Annotated in this window: 24 protein-coding genes and 1 pseudogene; 20 read left to right on the top strand and 5 right to left on the bottom strand. The window is 48.5% G+C overall.

The annotated features are described in order from the left end of the window. The first annotated feature begins 193 nt into the window (after nt 1-193). The 5 genes from AKL11_RS24415 to AKL11_RS02675 all read left to right on the top strand — a co-directional run bounded on the left by AKL11_RS24415 (nt 194) and on the right by AKL11_RS02675 (nt 2,493). Entirely contained in the window at nt 194-736 is a 543-nt protein-coding gene (locus tag AKL11_RS24415) for a hypothetical protein (RefSeq protein ID WP_157673377.1), read from the top strand. Continuing rightward, on the top strand, nt 687-1,247 hold the full coding sequence (locus AKL11_RS24990) for a replication protein P (protein WP_157673376.1): 561 nt from the start codon (nt 687-689) through the stop codon (nt 1,245-1,247). Before AKL11_RS24415 ends, AKL11_RS24990 begins: the two co-directional genes overlap by 50 nt. Next, nucleotides 1,240-1,815 (top strand): DUF1367 family protein, encoded by a 576-nt coding sequence (locus AKL11_RS24410; RefSeq protein WP_157673375.1) that lies wholly within the window; start codon nt 1,240-1,242, stop codon nt 1,813-1,815. Before AKL11_RS24990 ends, AKL11_RS24410 begins: the two co-directional genes overlap by 8 nt. After that, nucleotides 1,808-1,957, top strand: a complete 150-nt coding sequence (locus AKL11_RS24985) for a hypothetical protein (protein WP_157673374.1) — start codon at nt 1,808-1,810, stop codon at nt 1,955-1,957. The genes AKL11_RS24410 and AKL11_RS24985 overlap by 8 nt, the downstream gene beginning before the upstream one ends. A gap of 197 nt (nt 1,958-2,154) precedes the next feature. Continuing rightward, nucleotides 2,155-2,493 (top strand): hypothetical protein, encoded by a 339-nt coding sequence (locus tag AKL11_RS02675; RefSeq protein ID WP_067515063.1) that lies wholly within the window; start codon nt 2,155-2,157, stop codon nt 2,491-2,493. Between the two features lie 79 nt (nt 2,494-2,572). Here AKL11_RS02675 and AKL11_RS02670 read toward each other — a convergent pair whose 3' ends face one another. Next, complete coding sequence (locus AKL11_RS02670; protein ID WP_067515062.1) at nt 2,573-3,124, bottom strand: hypothetical protein; 552 nt, start codon at nt 3,122-3,124, stop codon at nt 2,573-2,575. 682 nt (nt 3,125-3,806) lie between these two features. On the opposite strand from AKL11_RS02670, the gene AKL11_RS02665 reads away from it, so the two are divergent. From AKL11_RS02665 to AKL11_RS02645, 5 genes are read left to right on the top strand one after another with little or no spacing between them, the layout of a single operon-like run. Continuing rightward, nucleotides 3,807-4,202: a M15 family metallopeptidase domain-containing protein gene (locus tag AKL11_RS02665; protein ID WP_067515061.1), complete on the top strand. Its 396-nt coding sequence runs from the start codon at nt 3,807-3,809 to the stop codon at nt 4,200-4,202. After that, nucleotides 4,195-4,602 (top strand): 3TM-type holin, encoded by a 408-nt coding sequence (locus AKL11_RS02660; RefSeq protein WP_067515060.1) that lies wholly within the window; start codon nt 4,195-4,197, stop codon nt 4,600-4,602. Before AKL11_RS02665 ends, AKL11_RS02660 begins: the two co-directional genes overlap by 8 nt. Nucleotides 4,603-4,604: 2 nt before the next feature. Further along, on the top strand, nt 4,605-4,853 hold the full coding sequence (locus tag AKL11_RS02655; protein ID WP_067515059.1) for a hypothetical protein: 249 nt from the start codon (nt 4,605-4,607) through the stop codon (nt 4,851-4,853). A 2-nt stretch (nt 4,854-4,855) separates the two neighbouring features. Further along, on the top strand, nt 4,856-5,215 hold the full coding sequence (locus tag AKL11_RS02650; protein ID WP_067515058.1) for a hypothetical protein: 360 nt from the start codon (nt 4,856-4,858) through the stop codon (nt 5,213-5,215). Then, entirely contained in the window at nt 5,191-6,759 is a 1,569-nt protein-coding gene (locus tag AKL11_RS02645; protein WP_067515057.1) for a terminase large subunit, read from the top strand. Before AKL11_RS02650 ends, AKL11_RS02645 begins: the two co-directional genes overlap by 25 nt. Before the next feature lie 14 nt (nt 6,760-6,773). Here the strand turns inward: AKL11_RS02645 and AKL11_RS02640 are convergent, their stop codons facing one another. After that, nucleotides 6,774-7,715 carry an ISAzo13 family transposase gene (locus AKL11_RS02640; RefSeq protein WP_253705171.1) on the bottom strand — a complete coding sequence of 314 codons (942 nt, stop codon included), beginning with the start codon at nt 7,713-7,715 and terminating at the stop codon, nt 6,774-6,776. Nucleotides 7,716-7,732: 17 nt separating this feature from the next. Next, a complete protein-coding gene (locus AKL11_RS25850; RefSeq protein WP_216636749.1) occupies nt 7,733-7,975 on the bottom strand; it encodes a hypothetical protein in 243 nt (80 codons plus the stop codon). A 253-nt stretch (nt 7,976-8,228) separates the two neighbouring features. Between AKL11_RS25850 and AKL11_RS02630 the strand changes: the two genes are divergently transcribed. The 10 genes from AKL11_RS02630 to AKL11_RS02585 all read left to right on the top strand — a co-directional run bounded on the left by AKL11_RS02630 (nt 8,229) and on the right by AKL11_RS02585 (nt 21,129). Next, complete coding sequence (locus AKL11_RS02630) at nt 8,229-10,277, top strand: portal protein (protein ID WP_067515056.1); 2,049 nt, start codon at nt 8,229-8,231, stop codon at nt 10,275-10,277. A 143-nt stretch (nt 10,278-10,420) separates the two neighbouring features. Next, entirely contained in the window at nt 10,421-11,644 is a 1,224-nt protein-coding gene (locus tag AKL11_RS02625; RefSeq protein WP_157673373.1) for an ankyrin repeat domain-containing protein, read from the top strand. Between the two features lie 198 nt (nt 11,645-11,842). Then, the gene (locus AKL11_RS02620; RefSeq protein ID WP_067515054.1) at nt 11,843-12,793 is read left to right on the top strand and encodes a hypothetical protein; all 951 of its coding nucleotides are present in this window, start codon (nt 11,843-11,845) and stop codon (nt 12,791-12,793) included. Nucleotides 12,794-13,166: 373 nt separating this feature from the next. After that, nucleotides 13,167-14,003: an IS630 family transposase gene (locus tag AKL11_RS02615; protein WP_157673407.1), complete on the top strand. Its 837-nt coding sequence runs from the start codon at nt 13,167-13,169 to the stop codon at nt 14,001-14,003. A 115-nt stretch (nt 14,004-14,118) separates the two neighbouring features. Beyond that, nucleotides 14,119-14,436, top strand: a complete 318-nt coding sequence (locus tag AKL11_RS02610; RefSeq protein WP_095210107.1) for an SET domain-containing protein-lysine N-methyltransferase — start codon at nt 14,119-14,121, stop codon at nt 14,434-14,436. A 165-nt stretch (nt 14,437-14,601) separates the two neighbouring features. Beyond that, nucleotides 14,602-15,639 carry a CNNM domain-containing protein gene (locus AKL11_RS02605; RefSeq protein ID WP_067515053.1) on the top strand — a complete coding sequence of 346 codons (1,038 nt, stop codon included), beginning with the start codon at nt 14,602-14,604 and terminating at the stop codon, nt 15,637-15,639. Nucleotides 15,640-15,832: 193 nt separating this feature from the next. After that, nucleotides 15,833-17,176 carry an imelysin family protein gene (locus AKL11_RS02600; protein ID WP_095210106.1) on the top strand — a complete coding sequence of 448 codons (1,344 nt, stop codon included), beginning with the start codon at nt 15,833-15,835 and terminating at the stop codon, nt 17,174-17,176. Nucleotides 17,177-17,549: 373 nt separating this feature from the next. Then, the gene (locus AKL11_RS02595) at nt 17,550-18,986 is read left to right on the top strand and encodes a di-heme oxidoreductase family protein (protein WP_067515052.1); all 1,437 of its coding nucleotides are present in this window, start codon (nt 17,550-17,552) and stop codon (nt 18,984-18,986) included. After that, nucleotides 18,983-20,020, top strand: a complete 1,038-nt coding sequence (locus AKL11_RS02590) for an imelysin family protein (RefSeq protein ID WP_095210105.1) — start codon at nt 18,983-18,985, stop codon at nt 20,018-20,020. The genes AKL11_RS02595 and AKL11_RS02590 overlap by 4 nt, the downstream gene beginning before the upstream one ends. Continuing rightward, complete coding sequence (locus AKL11_RS02585; protein WP_067515050.1) at nt 20,020-21,129, top strand: DUF1513 domain-containing protein; 1,110 nt, start codon at nt 20,020-20,022, stop codon at nt 21,127-21,129. Before AKL11_RS02590 ends, AKL11_RS02585 begins: the two co-directional genes overlap by 1 nt. A 37-nt stretch (nt 21,130-21,166) precedes the next feature. Here the strand turns inward: AKL11_RS02585 and AKL11_RS02580 are convergent, their stop codons facing one another. Both AKL11_RS02580 and AKL11_RS26765 read right to left on the bottom strand, forming a co-directional pair. Further along, on the bottom strand, nt 21,167-22,594 hold the full coding sequence (locus tag AKL11_RS02580; RefSeq protein WP_067515049.1) for a carbon starvation CstA family protein: 1,428 nt from the start codon (nt 22,592-22,594) through the stop codon (nt 21,167-21,169). Between the two features lie 145 nt (nt 22,595-22,739). Then, nucleotides 22,740-22,826 (bottom strand): annotated as a pseudogene (locus tag AKL11_RS26765) (SEC-C metal-binding domain-containing protein); the annotation flags it as partial. Between the last annotated feature and the right edge of the window lie 46 nt (nt 22,827-22,872).

Raw genomic sequence — 22,872 nt, 5'->3', positions numbered from 1 at the left:
TATGAGTAAAGTGGAAAATTAAGGTCTAAATGCTGATCATTATTTGAGCGCTTTCAGGTTGAGCTGGTTTTAGGAGAGCTAACCGGGCTATTCTCGGTCAGCCTCCTAGAGAATAAGAGAAATAGAGAATAAGAGAAATACTTACAAGACATATGTCCGATCTGACGACCGCACGACCACCAGGACGGGGGAAGTGCCATCAAGTGCCGGGAGCACGACTGGCGCGACTGTGGAAAAAGCCAAATCGGGTGAGCCTGGTTTCTCGGAATCCTTCGAGCAGTGGTGGAGTCAGTACCCAAAACGGGAAGGCGACAAGGGCAACAAAACCAAAACCTTTGGCCACTACAAAACCCGACTCCGGGAAGGGGATACCCCTGAATCCCTGTTGACCAACCTCCTGAAATACGCCCGTTACTGCGATGAGACCCAGACGACGGGAACCCAGTACGTGAAGACCACCACGGCCTACCTGAACAACCCCGACAACGTGACCAACCAGTGGACGGTGAACCATGCAGCACGGCAAAGACATTCTGGAAAACTCAGCCTGGTTGAGCAAGTCGAGCAGGCCAACGCCCATATCCTCCACCCCGGAGAATCACCAGCCTTCGCAGGGCAGGAAGCCTTCGGCGGAGGGAATATCTACGACGCTGAGCCAGAAGGATCTGGTGAAACTGTTTTCGACCATGACGGGACTGTTCGGGCAGAAGTGGACGAGTGCATACGGTCTGGCTGACCGCAACGGCGAATGGCTGAAAACCCTGAATGGTTTACACCCTGCTCAACTTGAAATCGGGCTAAATCGGGTTCGATTGGCCGGTAGCGAATGGCCTCCTGCAGCACCGGAATTTCGAAAGCTGTGCCTGCCAAAACCGGAAGAGTTGGGATTGCCAGCTCTGGCCAAAGCCTGGCAGGAAGCTAATGACGGGGCCGGTTCACCCAATCACCATCCATGGTCGCATAGGGCGGTTTATCTGGCAGGTCGGGTGGCAGGCTGGCATGAGTTACGAACAGCGGGAACGCCCCAGGAGTGTCGGGATGTGAAAGTGAAATTTGCCAATGCCTATCAGGCGCTGACCACCCGAGTGTTAAACGGCGAACCGTTGGAAGATCAGCTTGCCATCGAACACCAGTTTGATCCGGCTATCCACTCGAATCAGCGGGTCAGGGAGAGCATGGCTGAACAGGGTATTGACCCGTTGGACGGGCAGAGTGCCAGGGCAAGGTTGCGAGGGATGTTTGGATGAAAGGACTCAGGGACGGCGTCTGGCTGGCGGTGGTCTGGGTTGTGCTGGTGATGATGATTTGCTGGCACTTTGCGGAGGCGATCTGATGGCAGAGCTGGCGTTGCAGAAGGTGGCCTCAAACATGCTGGTACCGGTATCCGACGATGATCAGGTGTTTGTTCAGAAACTGAAAGTCGGGCAGGTGATTCGGGCTGAGTTTCGTAAACGACGGAATCGGCATTTCCACCGTAAGTTCTTTGCTCTGCTGCAGCTGGGGTTTGACCATTTTGAGCCAGAACCTTGTCGTATGTCTGGAACGGATCAGTGGTTTACGCCGGAGAAAAACTTCGATGAGTTTCGCCGGTGGGTCACCGTTAAATCCGGGTTTTATGACGTGATTGGCTATCCCGATGGTGGTGTTCGGGTTCGTGCCCAAAGCCTGAAGTTTGCTCACATGAGCCAAGAGTCGTTTGAGCAGTTGTACTCCACAGCAGTGGACGTGCTACTCCAGTTCGTACTGCATTCGTCAAGAGGTTGGAGTCGGCAACGGGTGGATGAACTGGTGGAAAGGATTATCAACTTTGCGTAGGGAGAAACAATCCATCGAATATCTATTGTTCTATTCAGAAGTTGAAGCGGCATTGCCTGACATTTACCAGAGTGCGGTGCTTGAAGACTTTGTTGAGCTTGCCCCATGGGTTGGTAGGCGTATTGAGACTGCATTGAGTTAGGAGAAAGCCATGTACTTAGCCCTTGAACCAGCGTTGATGCGGATATTCGGTACACCGGAACTGATGATGAAAACAGCGAGCTGGCAGCAAGAGATCAACGCTGATATCGCAAGACAGCGCTTGCACCTGAGTATCGTAGCACCCGGGATGAACGACTGGGTGACGACGGGATTCGCAAAGGGAGTCTGCGGGAAAAGATGCAGCCAGAACTCTTCGCCATTCTGACCATTCGCTATGACGATGATCAAGCCAATCGTTCACAGGCATGGTTACAGGTCAATCATCTGGTCAGGCACGATGAAAGGATACCCAAAGCTATCCGTAAGAATCTGGTGCTATTGCGCCTTTACCTGATGGCATCACTCCAGATTCCACAGCTTAAGAATAAGCGGGGTAAAATCACGATAACTGGTAAAAGCCGGACGACACTCTTTCGTTGGGATAAAGCATGTCAGCAGGTAGCAAGCCAATGGAGTAGAGAGGCAGAAGATCAGGCGTGTGAGCTACTTCTGCAGGAGGGGGCGCTGGTTTACTGAAGCTAGTCTCCCAACGTTTATGATGAACGGCTTAACGCTATTGGTCGGCAGCCATTATTCCAAGGGAGAGTTGCATCGATCATTTCCAGTATGGTGAGGTATCTAGCTCATCAGCAAGATAGTCTCTGATATCTTGAATCTCTGAACTGTCAAAGATCTCTAATGACTCCAGCATTTTCATGATTTCGCTGGATTCCTTATGATCAAATATTGATGGTTTGTAACCATGATCTTCCAGCCTGTTTTTAATGTCTTTGAAAAGTAAATCTTGATCTTCGCGTAAGTCAAAATCTTCATCCGAAACTTCGTTCTTATTAGTTCTTGCGGCTTTAAGGTCTTCATCCTTGTAAGAACTGTTAAGATCTATAAGATTAATTTCTAGCTTTGGCCTTGCTGAAAATAACTCAATATTTCTGGATTGGATTCTTTTTATTGTACGAAAACGTTTTAACATTTCAGGAGAATGATTTTTCGTTTTAGATTTTATTACTGAATACTCACCATCGGTGACAGTTCTACCCCTGAAAAATCCGACAAGCGCTTTTATAAGGCCGCCCCCTTCATTTCTAATAAATCGGGCTGCATCGAGTCCTCTTAACTGAAATGCCCCTTCGGAGTAATTTATTGACATATTAAACATCCATTTATGATATGAGTTCAGGCTTTTACCATGGGTGTAATTAAAAGTGTTCCCGATGTGGTGAAAATTCAAATTTCATCAGCTGTTACCCCGCATGAATACTCGGTATCAAAAATAGAAAATTCACAAAATTACAGACTGTTGAACACTTTTAATTACACCATTTTACCATCGCATTATGTAAGTCACTTTTAAATTGGACTTTAGTCATCTACGTGTAGTGGAAGGTCATATGAAACCGAATATCTCTATTTTAGGGGCTAGTCACTATACAAAATGGAGTGACATAGTCTTACCTCTTCGGCGGCACTGGGGCGGTTTAGGGGTGTCTGTTGCACTTATTGCTTGAATCCAGCAGTGACTCAGGGTTTATGATGAACGGTATAACGCTATCGATCGGGAGCTATTCATTATTCAGAACTGAGAACTACAGTTAAACATGCAATTACTCCTATGTTGCAATGAATATTCAACGGTCTTCGTGGCCGTTATTTTTTTGGTGCTTTTGGACGCTTGCAGAAAAATGAAACAAAAGATAGGATGTTTTTCTATGATGGAATAAAACTCGATTAAACGATTTCCATCGCAAGTATCCCTTCAAAAAGCCCGGCTCTGATGTCGGGCTTTTTAGTTTCTACCATTCCCAAACTGAACCACTAAAAAAAGGGCGTTCATGTTTCACTTTTCCGCTTCATCCAAACGGCATTTGTCGACTTGTGATGAGCGGCTTCAGCGTGTCTTCAATAACGTGATTCAGCACTACGACTGCACGATTATTTGCGGTCATCGTAATGAAGCGGAACAGATATTGGCGTTTGAAAGTGGCAAGTCAGAATTGCAATGGCCGGACAGTAACCACAATGAATTGCCAAGCAAGGCGGTGGATGTGATGGCTTATCCCATTAACTGGTTTGATGATCAGCGATCTGCACACTTCGCTGGGTATGTATTGGGTGTGGCGGAGGGGATGGGCATCAAACTGCGCTGGGGCGGTGACTGGGATCGGGATGGTGAGCTGAAGGATCACCGGTTCAAAGACTATCCACACTTCGAGCTGATGGATGATTAATCTGAACCCGATGGCAGGAATTGCCAAGGAGCTGATGGGCGGCCTTGATGGTTTGTTTACCTCCGATGATGAACGGGCCAAAGCTGAATTGTCACTGAATCATCAACTGCAGCAGCCGCATATCCTACAAGCACTGGCTAACATCGAAGAAGCCAAACACCCATCGACGTTTGTTTCCGGTTGGCGGCCTGCGCTCGGCTGGTTATGTGTTCTCATTCTGGCCTGGTCGTGGATTGTTCGTGATGTGGTCATCATTGGACTGATGTTTGTTGATAAGTCTGAAGTGGTTCAACAGTTACCCACAGCAGATACCAGCACGGTGATTACCCTCCTGCTGTGTTTGCTGGGATTAGGCGGTGCCCGAACTCTGGAAAAACTGAAGGGCGTTGCAAGGAGATAGCCATGGCTGATGAAGATCGCTTTAACCGCATCGAACAGAAGCTGGATGGTATTACTGAGATCCTGCAGACCCTGGCCAAGCACGACGAACGGATGGTTAATCTGGCCGTTCGGGAAAAACGCAGTGAAGAGCGGCTGGACAATATCGAAAAGGCCGTACTGAAAAACTCCACCATCAGCAGTGTTATTCAGTGGACTGCTGCCACCACCACAGCAGGCATTATCGCCTACGCCATCAAACAGTTTTTCTAATCATGGCCAATCACAGCAAATACAAACCGGAGATGTGCGACCAGGTGAAGGAGTTGATGGGCACCGGTTTGAGTCGTAAGGCAACAGCCACAGAAATGGGGATCAGCTATAACACGTTCCTGTCGTACATTGATAAGCATGAAGAATTTTCTGAAGCAGTTGCCCAGGCAGATGTGCTGGCAGAAGTGTTCTGGGAAGAAAAATACATGCAGGGAGCATTGGGTATTAACAAGGATGTTTCCCCCGCCATGCTGATTATGTATATGAAAAACCGTTACCACTGGCGGGATCGGCAAGAACAGACCGTGGTTTCTGAAAAAATACAGACACTGGACGAATGGCTGGAAGAACAGGACGGGTAAAGCAGGCTTCCAAACGGGAACAGCTGCTGACGGAGTTTCAGTTCTATGCCCGCAGGTGCCTGAAGATTCGCACCAAAGCCGCCAAAGTCATCCCCTTTGAATTAAACAAAGCCCAACTTTATCTGGACAGCCGGATCGAAGATCAACGACAGCGGACTGGCAAAGTCAGAATTGTTGTGTTGAAAGGACGACAACAGGGCTGCTCCACCTATACTGAGGGACGCTTTTATTGGCTGGTGAGCAATCGCAAGGGGTTACGGGCTTATATCCTGACCCACGAAGCGGATGCCACTGCTAATTTGTTCGACATGGTTCAGCGGTATCACGAAAATCAGCCACCGTTTACCCAGAGGGAACTGAAGAATAAAAGCTCCAAACTCTTGGAGTTCTACCACGATTCCGGGTATCGGGTGGGCACCGCTGGCAATAAAGGAGCAGGTCGTTCATCCACAGCGCAACTGTTTCACGGGTCGGAAGTGGCGTTCTGGCCCAATGCGGATGAGCACCTGGCCGGTGTATTACAGGCAGTACCTAATGAAAAAAATACTGAGGTCATTCTGGAGAGCACAGCTAACGGCGTTGGTGGTGTGTTTTATGATTATGTTATGGACGCTGATGCTGGGCGCGGTGATTTTGAACTGGTGTTTATACCTTGGTTCTGGCAGGACGAGTACCGTACGGAAGTCTCCGCCGACTTCACGACAGACGCTGAAGAACAGTACCTGAAGCAGCAGTATGGATTAAACGACGAACAGATCCAGTGGCGTCGCCAGAAAATCTACGAGCTGAAATCCGAAGACAAATTCAAACAGGAATACCCCTGCAATATTCAGGAGGCGTTCCTGTTTTCTGGTCGCCCTGTTTTTGATCCAAAGCATACGGAAGCGGCTAAGCAGGAATGTTATTCATCCAAGTGGCAGTGTGAGTTAACGCCCAATAGTTTGAATCGCAAGAAACCCGGATTACTTCACATCTGGTACCCACCGGAAAGCAGTCAGCAATACGTTATTGGTTGCGATGTTGCCGAAGGACTGGCTCCGATAAACGACAAACACAAGCATGGCGATTATTCATCCATCGACGTATTGGATCGTTCCGGTTATCAGGTGGCGCACTGGTCGGGTCATGTGGCACCGGATGACCTGGGCAAGATGCTCAATCACCTCGGTCGTTACTACAACAATGCCCTGGTCGGTGTGGAAAGAAACAACCACGGTTTGACCACCATCACCAAACTGAAAGATCTGAAGTATCCCAATCTCTATATGGAAACCACTGTGGATCAGCGCACCCAGAAACGCACCAAGCGGATTGGCTGGCTGACCACCACCAAATCAAAACCGTTAATGATCGATCATCTGGCGGCATTGCTCAGGGATGGCGATGCGGGTATCTGCAACGTAGAGACGGTAAAGGAATGCCAGACCTACGTAATAGAAGACAACGGTTCTACGAATGCCCAGGAAGGTTGCTTTGATGATCGGGTCGTCAGTTATGCCATTGCTCAACAGATGGTGCTGAAGTTACCAAGGAATAGTCCCTGAATAACTTCCCGATTTCAGCAGGTACAGGGCATGGCGACATAGTTCCATTTTGGCAAGAATTTATCGAACTGAATGGCCATGTTCTTTTTGAAGTCAGTGGCATATTTACGCCCGGTTTCGAACACTTTGTCGATAATTCTTACAACCACTTTCAGCCCTTTGGTCGTTTCTGTTTTTTCTATGTAGTGCTTTGCCATATCAACGGATTCCAGAGGAACACCTTTGCAGGCACGGGTGATATGCGGGAATACGCGATGCTCAATAGGGTTGTATTTCGAACAATACGACGGGTAATGAGCGATACGAATTCTCAAGTTCAGCCTGTTTGAAAGTGCCTGCAAATCCTCTTTGAAAAGATACGACGAAGCACTGTTACTGCCACCTCCATCACACAACATCAGCAGGTCGCCAACATTGTTATAGTCCACTTGACCTTGTTCTCGCCACCACAATTCGATGCTTTCGCAAGCAAACTCACTAGTATCGCAACTGGTATTCAGGYGTACTGATGCTTCGTTTTTCCGCACATCATAGATGCCGTGAGGGGTGACTTTTCCGTCACTACTGCTGGGGAAATCATGATCATTCACGATAGTTGGCTCTATCGCATCAGTCACGCCATCACGATAGAATTTACMCAGCAGTTCTTTCTTTTTCGTGTCGATGCTTATCACTGGACATCCGGCATCCAAGTATTCTTGTTTCAGTCTGGCAATATTTTCAAACTGGGCGTTGCGATCGGCGTGCTGCCCCATTGTTCGCTTTTTTTGCGGCTTGCGTCGTCGGTAACCATGATCATGAAGCAGTCGAGAAACGATATTCTTATTGGCTGGAGTTCCCAAATCGGAGAGCTTGCGAGCAATCTGCCGACGAGACAGGTTCGTCCATTTTACGTCGTGCCGCATCGGGTCCCCAGCAGTATGGTTACGGAGTATGGTGAGAAAGTTTTCAGTCAGCTGGGGACTTTTCTCAATCAGCGGTGTGCGTCCGCCCCTTTTTTTCGCTGATGATCAGCGKTCAGATGTTCTGATTCCAGCTCAGCGATACCTCGACGAATCGTTTTCGGGTCACAAGCCAGTAACTGAGAAATGAATTCGATGCCACCATGCCCAAGCTTTATCGCTTCAATCGCAGCATAGCGACGACGATCCCTCTCGTTGAGTGACTGATAAAACCGAACCATTTGAACCTCTACTGTCGTCGAATAACTGCCCAAGATGACCTCCTGCACTCATGCGGAGCAATTATCGACGATTCCTGATCTCTTGAAAATAGGGAAGTTAATTGGGGACTATTCCCAAGGCGAAAGATCAATATCAATGAGCTGAAATATCGCTCGCCAGGGAAGTCGGCTTACTGATGGAACGAACTCTTATTCTTATCACCCAGAAAATCGTGGGTAACGGGCCAGCCATTATGGCGGCTCATCGTCTTGAGTGGCAGCGTCGCAGGGGCAAGAAGGTCAGATAATGGACAACGGACTGGTTCAGATTGCCACCCCTGATCAAGTGACGCAGGCAGAGCTGGATGAAGCGCAAGACAATGAACGTCGGGAACAGGCGGTACGTGATGCCTTCGCTTCGGATCTCTACAGTCGCTGGCAGGGTTACCGTGAAGCTCGAAGAGAAGTCCAGGAGGAATGGCTGGAAGCGTTGCGGGCAGTGAAAGGTGAATACGGTCCCGAACAAGAAAAAGTGATGGAAGAACAGCAAGCCTTGAGCCGGGTGTTTATCAAAATCACGGCCACCAAAGTGAATGCCGCTTATTCCCGACTGGTGGATCTGCTGTTTCAGAATGTGGATAGTTTCTGGGATATTGTCCCCAGCCCCATGGCAGATATTCCTGCGTCCATTAAACGACAGATTCGGATGATGGCTATTCGGGAGCTGTTGCCCTACCGACTTGACCCACAAACCCGCAACCAACTCATTCAGGAACGCAATGATGAGATGGAGCGCGCGCTATTAGCGGAGGCGTTGGAACGGGCCAATGAAGCGGCCATGAAAATGAAGCGGCTGATCAAAGATTACATGATCAGTGCCAACGCTCTGACCGAAATCAAAAAGATGGTTCGGGAGCAGGTCACGCTGGGTACTGGCTGCATTAAAGTAGCAACTTTGAATATTCGTAACCATGAAAAGTGGGAAAGCGAAGGCGACGAATGGAAACTCAAAGAACAGCAAAGCATCGAGCCGGATATTGAATGGGCCAGTGTTTTCGACTTATTTCCCGATCCCTATTCCCACGACCCGGGCAAGCCAAATGATCTATTCCGCCGCCATGTGCTCACCAAGCATGAACTCAGAGAACTGGCAGGCAGTCCGGGTTTTGAGACAGACACCATTCACGCCATTCTGATGGAATCTCCCCAGGGTAATCATACTCCCGAGGATTACGAGCGGGAGCTGCGAAACATAAACGACAATGATGAACAATTCGTAAGGCCAAACCGGTTTGATGTCCTCGAATACTGGGGGCCGGTGGATGGTCACCAGTTAATGGAATACGGCGTTACGGATATTGATGAACAGGTGGAGTATCAGGCCAATATCTGGATCTGCGATGGTCGTATGATTATGGCCAGACTCAACCCGCTGAAGCCTGAAGCGATTCCCTACAAGTTTGTTCCTTATGAAAGTGTGCTGCATCGGTTCTGGGGGATCGGCATTCCCTACATGATGAACGATTCACAGGATGTCATGAACTCCACTGGTAGAGCTCTACTGGATAATGCGGCGCTTACTGCGGGGCCTATGTTTCAAATGGATGTGAGTAAACTGCCGGAGGGGATGAGTCTGGAAGATGCCAAGAAGATCTATCCCTATCGACTCTGGTTCTACGATGGTGAAGCCGGTGATGGCCCGATGATTGATGCCATTAATATCCAGAGTAATCAGGGTGACCTGTCGGGCATTTTTGAAATGTTCAGGCGCTTTGCGGATGAAGAAACTTCTCTCCCCAGTTACACCCATGGAGAGCAAACCCAGAACATCAATAAAACCGCCAGCGGTATGAGCATGCTGATGACGGCGGCCAATGTCGCCCTGAAAAGCGTGGTGAAAAATATAGACGACTACGCAACGGTGCCTTTGATCGACAGCCTGTTTAATTTTGCCATGCGCTGGAGTGATAACGATGACGCCAAACGCGGCGATCTGGATGTGGTGGCCATGGGCAGTGCTGCACTGGTGGCCAAAGAGTTGCAATCCGAGCGGATGATGAATGCTTTGAATGTCAGCATGAATCCGGTGCTTGGCCCCATGACCAACCACCGCTACCTCTATGACGAATACCTGAAATCACTGGATATCGACTCCGACAAAGCAATACGACCCGAAGAGGAAATGTATGCCCAATCCACTGCACCTGACCAGCCAGGAGGCGGAAGCGATCCTGCGGCTGGAGGCCAGTCCGGATTACCAGACGCTGGTAGAGCATCTGCAGCGCCGTCGAACGGAACTGCTGGAGAAAATGGTCAACGTCCGGGATTCAACGGAATTGCGCACCCTGCAGGGTAGGGCACAGGAACTGGAAGAAGTGATAGGACTCAGAAACAGGGTAGCCATTAAAAAGAAGCTATCACGCCAGTAGAGTTTAGAATGAACTTGTTGACAGTTAAGCTGTCCAACTAAAATTGCTATGCTTCGACAGAATTGTGAACTTGTATCCGACATCGACTAATCCAGCTAATGTGATTCCTGTTATTCAACAGAATGAAGTGGAAGGAGCCGGCGGGCTATCATCTGATGACTCAGATGAAAAGCAGATTCCACCTAATTATCATCCTGTGGAATGTGTAAATAAGTCTCTGAGTGAATTCCGAATCACGTCTTTGGATTCCTCTGAAAAACGGCAGATGGTAAATCAGTCATTATCGGAGGCCTGCGAAAACGGGGAGTATGAGAAGGTCAGGAATTACCTAAACCAAAATGCTAACCCAAATCATGCATTTCACAATATGACTCCTATGATCTGGGCGGCTCATCATGGCAATGTGCGTATGGTTAAACTCCTCCTTCAGTTCAATGCGGATCCGAATGTAATCAATGCGAATGGGCTATCGCCACTGCATAAAGCAATTGATTGTGGGCATTATGAGGTAGCCGAATTACTTCTTGACCATAAAGCGGATCCAAACATAGGGGGGACTCTTTTTTCTACCCTTACTTTCCCAAATAAAAATTATCGGTCTATATTTTATCGGCTTATTGAGAACGGGGCTGATGTTAATTCATCTCAAAATAATTCAAGTATGCCATTGCTCTACAGTGCATTAGGTGATGAACAACTTCGCTCTACTTTATTGAGTAACCAGTATGATGTTAATCAAGTCGATCGAGGTGGTTCTACATCTCTGCACTGGGCATGTATGAGTGAATCTGTCGATGCCATTCGATGGCTTTTAGAGCAGGGTGCTGATGTTAATCTTAGAAATGACTCCAATCTTGCTCCTCTGGATTATGCTCTGGCGACAGTGCGGTATGAGGTAGTGGAGTGTTTGCTTTCAGCTGGAACGCCTGTGAATACTGGTATGTATGGTGACGGTTCGGCGCTCCGGAAAGTCATTCATGATGTTATTAAAGAAACAGTACCTCAACCTGGTGATCGTACAGACAAGGTTCGTGAAACACTCATCCATATAGCAAAGCTGCTAATGCTGTTCGGTGCGAACACTGATTCTGTTCCAGAAGAGGATATGCAGCGGTTTATGAAAAAAATAGGTTTGCCACGACACCCCTTATTTTCGCTTAAAACCTTGGTCTTTAGACAAATTCTGGCGCAGGTGCATGGTAAGCCTGCCGGAGAAATTGAACGAATGATATATCCAAAAATATTAAAAGATGTGATTAAAGATCACAAAAGTGAAGAGTACTGGAAATGTTGAGGGCTGCCTCAACGACATAACATGATGTCAATTGAACCGCCAGTTTGGCGGTTTTTTTATGCCAGTCAATTTTAGGGGTAGTGCCTGGTGACTACCTGATGGAAGTGGACAAGCGAGCGAGCCCCATAATCTCAGGTCAATAAAGTTGGACAAGCCAGAACCCTCAGCGGTTCAAAGTGCCCCACAGGGAGAGAGAAAATGGCAATTGATGCCGACCAGTTGGATCAGGACACGGATGCCGAACTGGCAGCCTTAATGGGTATGGAATCGGAAGCCCCTGCGTCTTTTGACGGGCAGGACAAGCAGACCGACCCGAACCCGCCCGCCGATGAGTTACCCCCGCCACCTGCACCGGAGCCGGATGCTGCTGATGAACAGTCAGAGCCGCCTGCACCAGTATCTCATAAAGAGCCCGGTGAAGACTGGCAGGACAAGTACACCAAAGCGGAAGAGTCTCGCAAAAATGCCCATGCACTGATGACTCAGTCGACGCAGAAAGCGGCTGATCTGGAGCGCGGTAATCAGGAGCTCCAGCAACAGATTGCTTTACTAAAGGCCAAGGTGGATTTGCTTGGCCAGCAGCCTGCCGGTCAGCCGGATCAATCCAATAGTCAACCAGCGCCGTCTGATCAGTTTCAGGATCTCCGTCAGGATTATCAGGAACTGAGTCCGGTGTTCAACAAGCTGGATGAGTCGACGCAGCTGAACCGACAGTTGGAGCAGCGGTTGGCAGCGATTGAGCAGGCAAGGCAGGAGCAGGAAGCGGAGCGAGCTAAAGAGGCGTTCTGGGCAAAAGTGAAAAGCTTGCATCCCGATGTGGAGCAGGTCTCGGCCAGTGAAGACTTTCAGGGATGGTTTGCACGACAAGGTGTAGATGTTCAGGAGTTAAGCCGTGTCAGCCCATTGGGAGCTGCCCAGGTGATGACACTCTATAAGGACGCCGCCGGGCTGAGCCATCCAGCCAAAAGCCCAGCGCCAAAACCCACCCCTGATCCCGCACAAAAAATGCAGCAGGCAAAACAACTGAGCGAGCCGCCGGTGCGGTCCCGTTCAACCCCAACCACACAGGGTCGCCAACCCGCCATGACACTGGAACAGATTGCGGCCATGCCGCAGAAAGAGTTCGATGCTAAACCAAAACTCATTTGAAACATACGGTTCTAAATGAGCAGATAAATTGATCCAAAGCATGAAACGAAAAACGATTCAAGACGTATAATTACAGATCATTTTTTGCCATAACTATTCGATTCATGCTTAAAGTCCTACACGATAAATGGAATCAATCCCCAGAATGCCTCTATCAATCTGGATTATCAGAACCTCACCATAGGACGCGCGAACGCTTTATGGCCCTTTATCAAGTCTGTTGTGAGCAATCCGCTTCACAGGTGGCCTTCAGCACCAAACGCGCAACACACACCTTGTGGAAATGGATCAAAGCTTATAATGAATTCGGCCCAAAAGCTCTCCAGTATAAGCGTACAGGCGGGCACCCCCCTTTTGTCTAACCGTTACCTCAATCATCACTCAAGCCATCCACCGCTCGGCTGAAGCCGCTGCAAATGCTGAAAAGTCGTCACTCCCTCGCTGGACTCTTAAAAGGTTAGTAAACTGGTGCAAGGTGAAATGGAGCTTTACTTGCTCCCAGGAAACTATTCGCCGTGTTTTGAAAAGGAATAATATCTCCTGGAAAAAGGCGAAGAAGCTCCTGAATCGTGCCGATCCTGAAAAAAGAGCAGACTATCTGAAGCAGCTTGAGCCGTTACTTCAGCAGGCAACCAGGCAAGAAAAACTGATCGTTTATATTGACGAAGCGCACATTCATCAGGATACGGATATCGGTAGTGGGTGGTCAGCTAAAGGCGGTAGACTCTTTGTGTCTTCTTGCTCTCCAGGGCTATCCAAAGTCACGTTTTACGGGATTTATTACTACAACGAGGGCCAGGTTAGGATTTGGCCATACCCCAAAGGCAATTCACAACATACTGTGAATGTTCTGGAGCGTATTCGACAGGAGAATCTTGAACGACAAATTACTGTTATTTGGGATGGTGCGTCCTATCATCGGTCATTTGACGTCTGCGAGGCTGCAAAAAATCTAAAAATAGAGCTAGTCTGGCTACCTCCGTACAGTCCTGATTTTATGCCAGTTGAGGCTCTTTGGCGTTGGTTGAGAGAGGAGGTAACTTATCATTATTGTCATAGCACCCAAGATGAACTGGTGAAGAATGTCAAAGCCTTCTGCGTGCAGATTAACCAAAAACCAGTCGAGTTAGCCGACAGACTCCATACCAAGACGTCTCTTGACGAGGAGGAAGAGGTGCTCAGAAAACCGGTTAAGCCAAAACCAAAATAAAACCGATGGTTTCAAGTGAGTTTTGGTTTAGCATTATTTCGTCTTCTCGATTTACCCCGCCAACCTTCCTGTATCCTGTATACTGATTAATCTTCATAACTATAAAAATAAATAAATGCTCTATATCTCTAACAGTCATGGCAAAGGTCGCGGCGTTTATACAGATAGCCGCATTGAAAGAGAAACGATCATCGAACGCACTCCTATTCTGGAAATACCACAAGAAGAAGTTGAAGTACTTCAGCTAACCATGTTGAACAACTATTACTTTGCCTGGGGATTTGATCAACAACAGGCAGCCCTCGCTCTCGGGCTGGGCTCAATATATAACCATTCATACACACCCAATGCCGTTTATATTCCGCGGGAAGATGAGCAGCTGATTGAATTCGTCGCTATCCGAAAAATACTGGCTACGAAGAAATCACTATAAACTACAATGGTTCTCCTAATGACCAGACCCCTTTATGGGGATCGAACGAAATCCCCTGGCTGAAATAGCCTGTGAAAGCACTCTGTAATAAACAAAAATATCTATCGCCAGAAAATTAAATCTCAGGATAGAATATGCATCCCTTGTTCACATCTGGAGCCCTACGTGGTTACGCTTGTTGCGTATGTAGTTATCGCTATCGCGGTATCTTTTATCTGTTCGGTATTTGAAGCCGTTCTTCTCAGTATTTCACCCGCCTATGTGGTCAGCCTTGAGCAAAAAAACAGCAAATGGGCCAGCTTGGTTCGTGAGCTTCACGACCATATTGATCGCCCTCTGGCCGCTATCCTGACCCTGAATACCATTGCTCACACCATTGGTGCTGCCAGTGCTGGTGCGCAGGTCGCCAAAGTATTCGGTGATGCATACATTGGTGTTTTCTCTGGCGTGCTGACTCTGCTGATTCTGGTGCTGTCTGAAATTATTCCAAAAACCATTGGTGCTTCCTGGTGGCAAACACTGGTTCCGGTCATGGCCGTTGGTGTTCGTTTTATGGTTAGACTGCTGCTGCCTATTATCTGGCTGACAGAAATTATAACCAGCAAACTGTCGCCTAAAGACAAAACCAACCCTTACCTGCGTGATGAAATTCACGCCATGGCAGACCTCGGTTTGCAATTAGGTGCACTGCAAGGTGTTGAATCTGAATTGATGAAGAACATGCTCAAGTTTCGTGATCTGCAAATTGTCGAAATCATGACGCCACGTTCCGTACTTTTTTCATTGCCAGAGTCAACGACGACCGAAGGCTATATGCAAGCATTCTCGGATTCCAGCTTCTCCCGTATCCCGGTGTACGGTGAAGACCCTGATGACATCAATGGCTTTGTTATCCGTAACGATATCTTGATGGCTCATCTGCGAGAAGGTGGCAATACCAACCTGCAAAGCCTCAAGCGCCCAATCATTGCGGTCTTGGAGAAAGAACCATTACCAAAATTAATGGCGACCTTTCTGGAGCAACGCAGTCACATCGCCATGGTGGTCACTGAATACGGTGATATACGCGGTATTGTCACTCTGGAAGATATGATCGAAACCCTGCTGGGTCGTGAGATTGTCGATGAAAGTGATCAGGTAGTGGATATGCAGCAAGCTGCAAAAACTAAATGGGCTCACCGCCTGACAGCCACCGCTTCCTAATTATCTCTTCAAATGTGGGATGGCTCTTTCGAGCCATCCTGCAATCTCCTGCGTCTTCCCACCTCCCCCAATCTGTAATTAACCACTCGTTATAAGCGACAAATGTTTACAATAAATTGTAATAAGAATAATTCTCATTATAATTCTCTTCCAGATTAACAATGCACAATAAAAATCATGGAGCTCAACCAGGATGAAGCCAAACTTTTCGCTTTCCACCATCGGTACATTGATGGTCGCATCTGCCCTATTGACGGGCTGTAACCAGTCTGAAGAAACCGTCAGTGTTGCACCAGAAACTCAGGAAACCATTGTCGTCGAAGCGGCCAGAGAAGCCGCGAGCACGTCAATTTCTGCTAATGATGTGGTTGCCCATTATGCAGACGTGGCACTCGCTACCTTTGAAGATGCGCTGATCACCGCAAAAAGCCTAAAAAAAGCCAGTCATAATCTGGTTGAAAACCCAACCGAAGAAAATCTTGAGCTGGCAAAGGCAGCATGGAAAGCGGCACGTGTCCCTTATCAGCAGAGTGAAGTATTCCGTTTTGGTAATGCCATTGTTGATGATTGGGAAGGTCAGTTGAATGCATGGCCTCTGGATGAAGGTCTGATCGACTACGTTCAGCCTTCAAGCTACGACTTTGAAATGGGTAACGATGGCGCTCTGGCCAATATCGTCAACAACACTGAACTAAACGTCAGCGGTGAACTACTGAACCTTGAAACACTGACACCAGAACTGCTGGCAAACCTGAATGAGCTCGGCGGCAGTGAAGCCAACGTAGCTACCGGTTACCACGCCGTTGAATTTCTGCTCTGGGGCCAGGATCTGAATGGTACCGGCAGTGGTGCTGGCAATCGTCCGGCTACCGATTTTGCTAAAGGCGAAGCCTGCACCGGTGGTAACTGTGAGCGTCGTGGCCAATACCTGATCACCGCTATGGACTTGCTGATTGCTGACCTTGAATACATGGTTGGCCAGTGGCAGCCAGAAGTCGGCGACAACTATCGTGCAGAATTACTGGCAGACTCTACCGACCAAGGCTTTCGCAAAATGCTGTTTGGCATGGGCAGTTTGTCCCTCGGCGAACTGGCCGGTGAGCGTATGAAGGTCGCTCTCGAAGCCAACTCCAGTGAAGATGAGCACGATTGCTTCAGCGACAACACGCACTATTCTCACTTTTATAACAACAAAGGCATTCGCAACGTATATACCGGTGAATATCAGCGTGTGAATGGCGACGTGCTTTCCGGGCCAAGCCTTGCGGATTTGGTTGCTGCCAAAGATGAAGCGCAAGCCGCCACTATTCTGAACAGCTTTGATCAGAGTGAAAGCGCCCTGCAATCTCTGGTGGATTCTGCCGAGAAAGACGGCATTTTCTTCGATCAGCTGATTGCTGCCGGTGACGAAAAAGGCAATGCGCTGGTACAATCTGCAATTACGACACTGGTCGTACAAACCAGTGCCATTGAAGAAGCAGCCGGCCTTGTTGGCATTAAGCAACTGAACCCGGATACTGCGGATCATCAGTTCTAAGGGAAACTACAAGTAAAAACTAACGTTGCTAGTGCAGCCAAGCGTTATAAGACATACATCCCCGTTCATCCTGAGCGGAGTCGAAGGATCAAAGCACCACACTTCGACTCCGCTCAGTGCGAACGGTATGGGTATTAACGCTTCCTTGCACTAGCGCCAAGGAACTTTTCAGTCTCGTTACTATGCTCCTGAGGCTGTCGTGAACCCCGTAGGTCGGTAATTCTGTAAGAATTGCCGACATCGCTCAGGACTGTAGGTGCTGATCGTCGGCAACCCTTTGGGTTACCGACCTACGAATCTCCCATGCCTTGCGGCACCCTCAAAGCATGGGAACGAAATAACTGCCTTGCCCCTAAATACAAGAAGTAGAAAAATGGATCTTCGAACCTTACGGTTCGCCTTTATAGCCCCGGCCGCTCTTATAGTAGTGGCGTCGGGGCTTTTAGGCTGCAATAAAACCGAAAAAATAGCCTACGAAGTTGGCGAAGAACGTCCTGGTGGCGAGTCTTCGGTGAACGCCAAAGGTCGCAATGCCTTCTCGCTTCCTTCCGGCAATATGGCCATCACCCGTCGTCTTGATTTCAGCGTCGGCAATAGCTTTTTCCGTAACCCTTGGGTTGCAGCACCAGCCAGCACTGATGCTCGAGATGGGCTTGGGCCACTTTTCAACACCAACGGTTGCCAGAACTGTCATATCAAAGATGGCCGAGGTCATGCACCGAATGATGGTGAATTGAACCGCGTATCCATGCTGGTTCGCCTGAGCATTCCAACACCGGAAGGTAAGACGTTACGTCCAGATCAGAGCGTTATGCCACACCCTATTTATGGTGGGCAGTTACAGGATTTCACGTTACCGGGCGGTATTGCTGAAGGTCGTGTTCGTGTGAATTACACCTATCATGACGTGCAGTTCTCTGATGGTGAAACCGTAGCACTGAGAAAGCCGGTCATTACGATTGAAGACCCGGGCTATGGGCCACTGTCATCCGATGAATACGGTGACATTATGATGTCTGCCCGCATTGCACCACCGATGATAGGACTTGGTTTACTGGAAGCCATTTCAGAAAACGACATTCTCGCCAATGCAGATGTTGATGATGAAAACGACGATGGTATATCCGGTAAACCCAATCAGGTATGGGATGTAGAGCAGAAGAAAACGACACTGGGTCGCTTTGGCTGGAAAGCAGGCCAACCAACGTTGAAACAACAAAATGCCGGCGCATTTAATGGCGATATGGGCTTAACCACCCGCCTCTTTATGGAAGAAAACTGTACGCCTGATCAGACTCGCTGCCACGAATTAATGTCCGGTGAGCATCCGGAAGTCTCTGATAACATCCTTGATAAAGTCACGTTCTATACCCGCAACCTTGCCGTGCCGGTTCGTCCGGATGCTAAAGACGCTACCGTTCTTAAAGGCAAGCAACTGTTTTACGACGCAGGTTGTGCATCTTGTCATACACCTTCTTTCACGGTGAGTGCTGATGCGGATGTGGAGCAGGCAAACCAGAAAATCTGGCCCTACACCGACATGTTGCTTCACGATATGGGAGAAGGCCTTGCAGACCATCGACCAGAATACCTTGCCGATGGCCGTGAATGGCGCACGCCTCCGCTTTGGGGAATTGGGCATACCCATGAAGTGGATGAAACAGCAGGCTTTTTACACGATGGCCGGGCTCGAACCTTGATGGAAGCTATTCTCTGGCACGATGGCGAAGCTGCCAGCGCCAAAGAGCAGGTTCTGGCGATGGACGCCGGTGATCGCACCGCCATCATTCGTTTTGTTGAGTCCTTATGAAGAGATCACTTTCTCTCTTGCTTCTTTCTCTTGGTTTGATGGGTTGTAACCCATCAGACTCAGTGATGACAGAGCCAACACGCTCTCCCATCACTCTATTGATTGAAGAACAAATTCAGCCGGCCTGGCAGCAGTTAGTCGCTGAGTCAACGGCTTACAACCAGCTGACCACTGACTTCTGCAAGCCTGACATTACAAACGACATTGGTTTATTACAGGCACAGTGGAAGAAAACCATGTTGCGCTGGCAAACCGCAGAAACCCTTAGCCAGCTGATGCTGGAAGAGAATATGGAAGGCTGGCGCTTTCAATTCTGGCCCGATAAAAAGAACCTGACGGGAAGAAAGGTCGAAGCCAGAGTTGCAGCAGAAAGTCCGATTCCCATTCTGTCGGACAGCGTTATTCTGCAAGGATTGTCCGCTGCCGAATATCTGTTGTTTGATCAACAGGTGTTAGAAGCACTTAATCAGAAACCTTCTGCTTACTGTCAATTTCTCGTAGAAAACTCAGAAGCGATACTGGCCAACGGCATGGAGCTGCAACAGCATTGGCAACCAGATGGTTCTTTCTTCACCAAAGCGGTTGCGCTAGAAAGTGCCACTAAAAATCCGCTTGGATTGGATGGTTGGGTGCTTAACACGCTGGATTCTCAAACGGCTCGCTTGAAGAAAGAACTTTCTCTGCCTTTTAGCGAAAAGCGAACCAACCTCTATCTCGCAGAATCCTGGCGCAGCGGTCAGTCTCTGGAACATATTCGACAGGTGATTGCTACTTTTCACGCCATGGCGGCGTTGGCATCGCAACAATCTGGTACCCCCCATCCTGAAAAATGGCTGGAAATCAGCAATCGCCTGACTTCGTTAAGCCAATCAGTTAATGCACTTCCCCATCGCTTTTCCGAAGTGATTGAGCAGGATAGAATTGAAGATCTGAAGCAGTTCAAAATCCAAGTAGACAACCTGCATGCTTCGGTTGTGGCTGTTTCCAAAGATCTTCACGTACCCCTCGGGTTTAACTCCAGCGATGGTGATTAATGTATCGTCGTACATTTATAATAAGTACTATAAAAAGTGCAGCCGTACTGGCAGGCATCAGTCTGATTGGCACGGGCTGCTCACCACAGAGTGACCGCAGGGTATTGGTCAGCGCTGCCAGAGACACTCAGGGAAAATTCAGCATTCGCTTGAATGATCCACTGTCTGATCATTCAACGATAATACCGGTTCCAAGCCGCCTTCATGATGCCTGCCATCGACCGGGTTATTCAGAAATCGTCGCCTTTGAGCGCCGCCCGGGTTATCAGTTTCATGTCGTCGATCTTCGCGAAGAGAAGTTAGCATCAACGGTGCCGGTAGCTAATCAACGACACCTTTATGGCCACGGTGTTTTTAGCCACGACGGGCGGTTTCTCTATACCACTGAGAATGACACCACGACATTAAATGGTGTTATTGGTATCTACGATGCTGAACAACATTATCAAAGAGTCGGTGAATGGCCACTATTACTTCCCGGGCCTCACGAGCTGAAGTTGATGCCTGATGGTGAGACTCTGATCATCGCTGTTGGCGGTATTCAAACCCACCCGGACACCGGCAGAACCACACTGAACCCTCAAACACTTCAGCCTGCTCTGGTTTATCTGGATAGACGCTCTGGAAAGGTGATCAATCAACAGCACTTTATTGATCCACGACTGAGTATCAGACACCTTGATGTCGCCCCCGATGGATTGGTTGCCATTGGTATGCAATATCAGGGGACGAATGATGAAGCGCTGCCATTGGTGGCGACTCACCGGGTTGGGCAACCCATCAGGGCAGTTGAAGCGCTTCCGGAACAATGGATGGCGCTGAACGGATATATTGCCAGTGTAGAGGTATTACCGGATATGGATACCTTAGCAGTCACTTCTCCTCGCGGTAATCGTATCGCTTTTATCCAACAATCTACCGGGCGTCTTCAGACGTTTATCTACCAACGGGATTGTGCGGGTATCGCTGCTATCAGTAAAAGCCAACTGGCCGTCAGCGATGGTCAAGGTCAGGTACAGATTCTGGAATGTTTTGAAGGAAGGGCAACAACAATAAAGAAGGTAATTCACTCCCAATGCCAGTGGGATAATCATATGCTGATGGTATAACAACAGCTCCCGCAACGCAGGAGCTGTTAATAAACAGTTATGCTGGTTGAGCGCTAGCAGCTCTTTTACCAGCGGCTCTCAAGAACCATACCAGAGAAGCAATTGCCGCAACGACACCCACCGGATAAGCAATGCTGGTAGACAGGCTTAAACCTTCTGGTGCCATCATAATATAAGTAGTACACACTGCAGTCATAAAGGTTGCTGGTAGAGAAGCCAACCAATGACTTTTACTTTCATGAACCATGTACATGGCAGAAGCCCACAACACGATAGTTGCCAGCGCCTGATTAGAAAATGCAAAGTAGCGCCAGATGATATTGAAGTCGATAAAGGTCAGGGCAAAGCCAATAGCGAATACTGGCACCGCGAGCATCAAACGATTCTTAGTACTGGTTTGACTGATATTCAGAGCGTCTGCAAAAATCAAACGCACACTGCGGAAAGCAGTATCACCAGAAGTGATTGGGCAGGCAATAACACCCAGAATCGCCAGCATACCGCCAATAGACCCCATCAGGCCTACAGATACTTCATTCACCACAAGACCAGCACCGCCTTTTGCCAGCACTTCGTTCAAGCCTTCCAGCCCATTCGGGAAGAACGACATAGCAGCTGCCGCCCAGATCAGAGCAACCACACCTTCAGCAACCATTGCACCGAAGAATACACGACGACCATACGCTTCTGTTGGCAAACAACGAGACATCATAGGAGATTGTGTTGCATGGAAACCACTGATAGCACCGCAGGCAATGGTAATAAACAACATTGGCCAGATTGGCAGATCTTTCGGATGAGACAGAGAATCTGTCAGTTCAGGAATAGGAAGACCTTTCACCAGCATCATGCCGCCAACACCGACCGCCATAATCAGCAGGGTTAAACCGAACAGCGGGTAGATTTTAGAAATCAGTTTATCCACTGGCAAAACGGTAGCGATGAAGTAATAAGCCAGAATGATCGCCAGCCAGAAGTTGGTGTTGGCAAAAACGCCTTCCATGCCCAAGTTGGCGAGCAGCCCTGCAGGCCCCATCATAAAGACAACACCCACCAGAATCAGCAGGATAACCGAGAAAGCACGCATGATTTTGCGTGAACCTTCGCCCAGATAATGACCCACAATCTCCGGAATCGATTGACCATTGTGACGAACAGACAGCATGCCGGAAAAATAGTCGTGTACCGCGCCACCCAATATGCAACCAAAAGCAATCCACAGAAATGCAGCTGGACCATAAAGCGCACCCATGATGGCGCCAAAGATTGGGCCAAGGCCAGCAATGTTCAAAAACTGAATCAGGAAAATTTTATGCCATGGGAGGGGAACGAAATCGACACCGTCTTTTGATGTGTGAGCCGGCGTCTCACGATTGGGGTCTGCTCCGAAATGGCGGTCTACCCATTTTCCGTAGACCAGATAGCCTACGATCAGAATTGCTAATGCGCTAAGAAAGCTGTACACGTAAATTACCTCGCTCAAGACGAGCCAGATTTAATTGTTATCTACTGCTCATAAAATCAACAGTAGTACTGGACGCGCGCAATATAGCAATTTACTGACTTATTATTTTGATTTGAAACAAGGAAAACGGTGTTGGCTGTGAATTTTACCCACAGCACTTCTTGAATTTTTTCCCGCTGCCGCAAAGGCAAGGATCATTTCTGCCAACCTTATCGCCATTACGAACCAGTGGTTCTTTTGATGGTGTCATGGGCGGTTTGAACAGCGCCTGCTTTTGA

Origin of the sequence: Endozoicomonas ascidiicola, assembly GCF_001646945.1 — a bacterium.
Lineage (GTDB): Bacteria > Pseudomonadota > Gammaproteobacteria > Pseudomonadales > Endozoicomonadaceae > Endozoicomonas > Endozoicomonas ascidiicola.
This window is presented reverse-complemented; position numbering and strand designations above follow the sequence as displayed.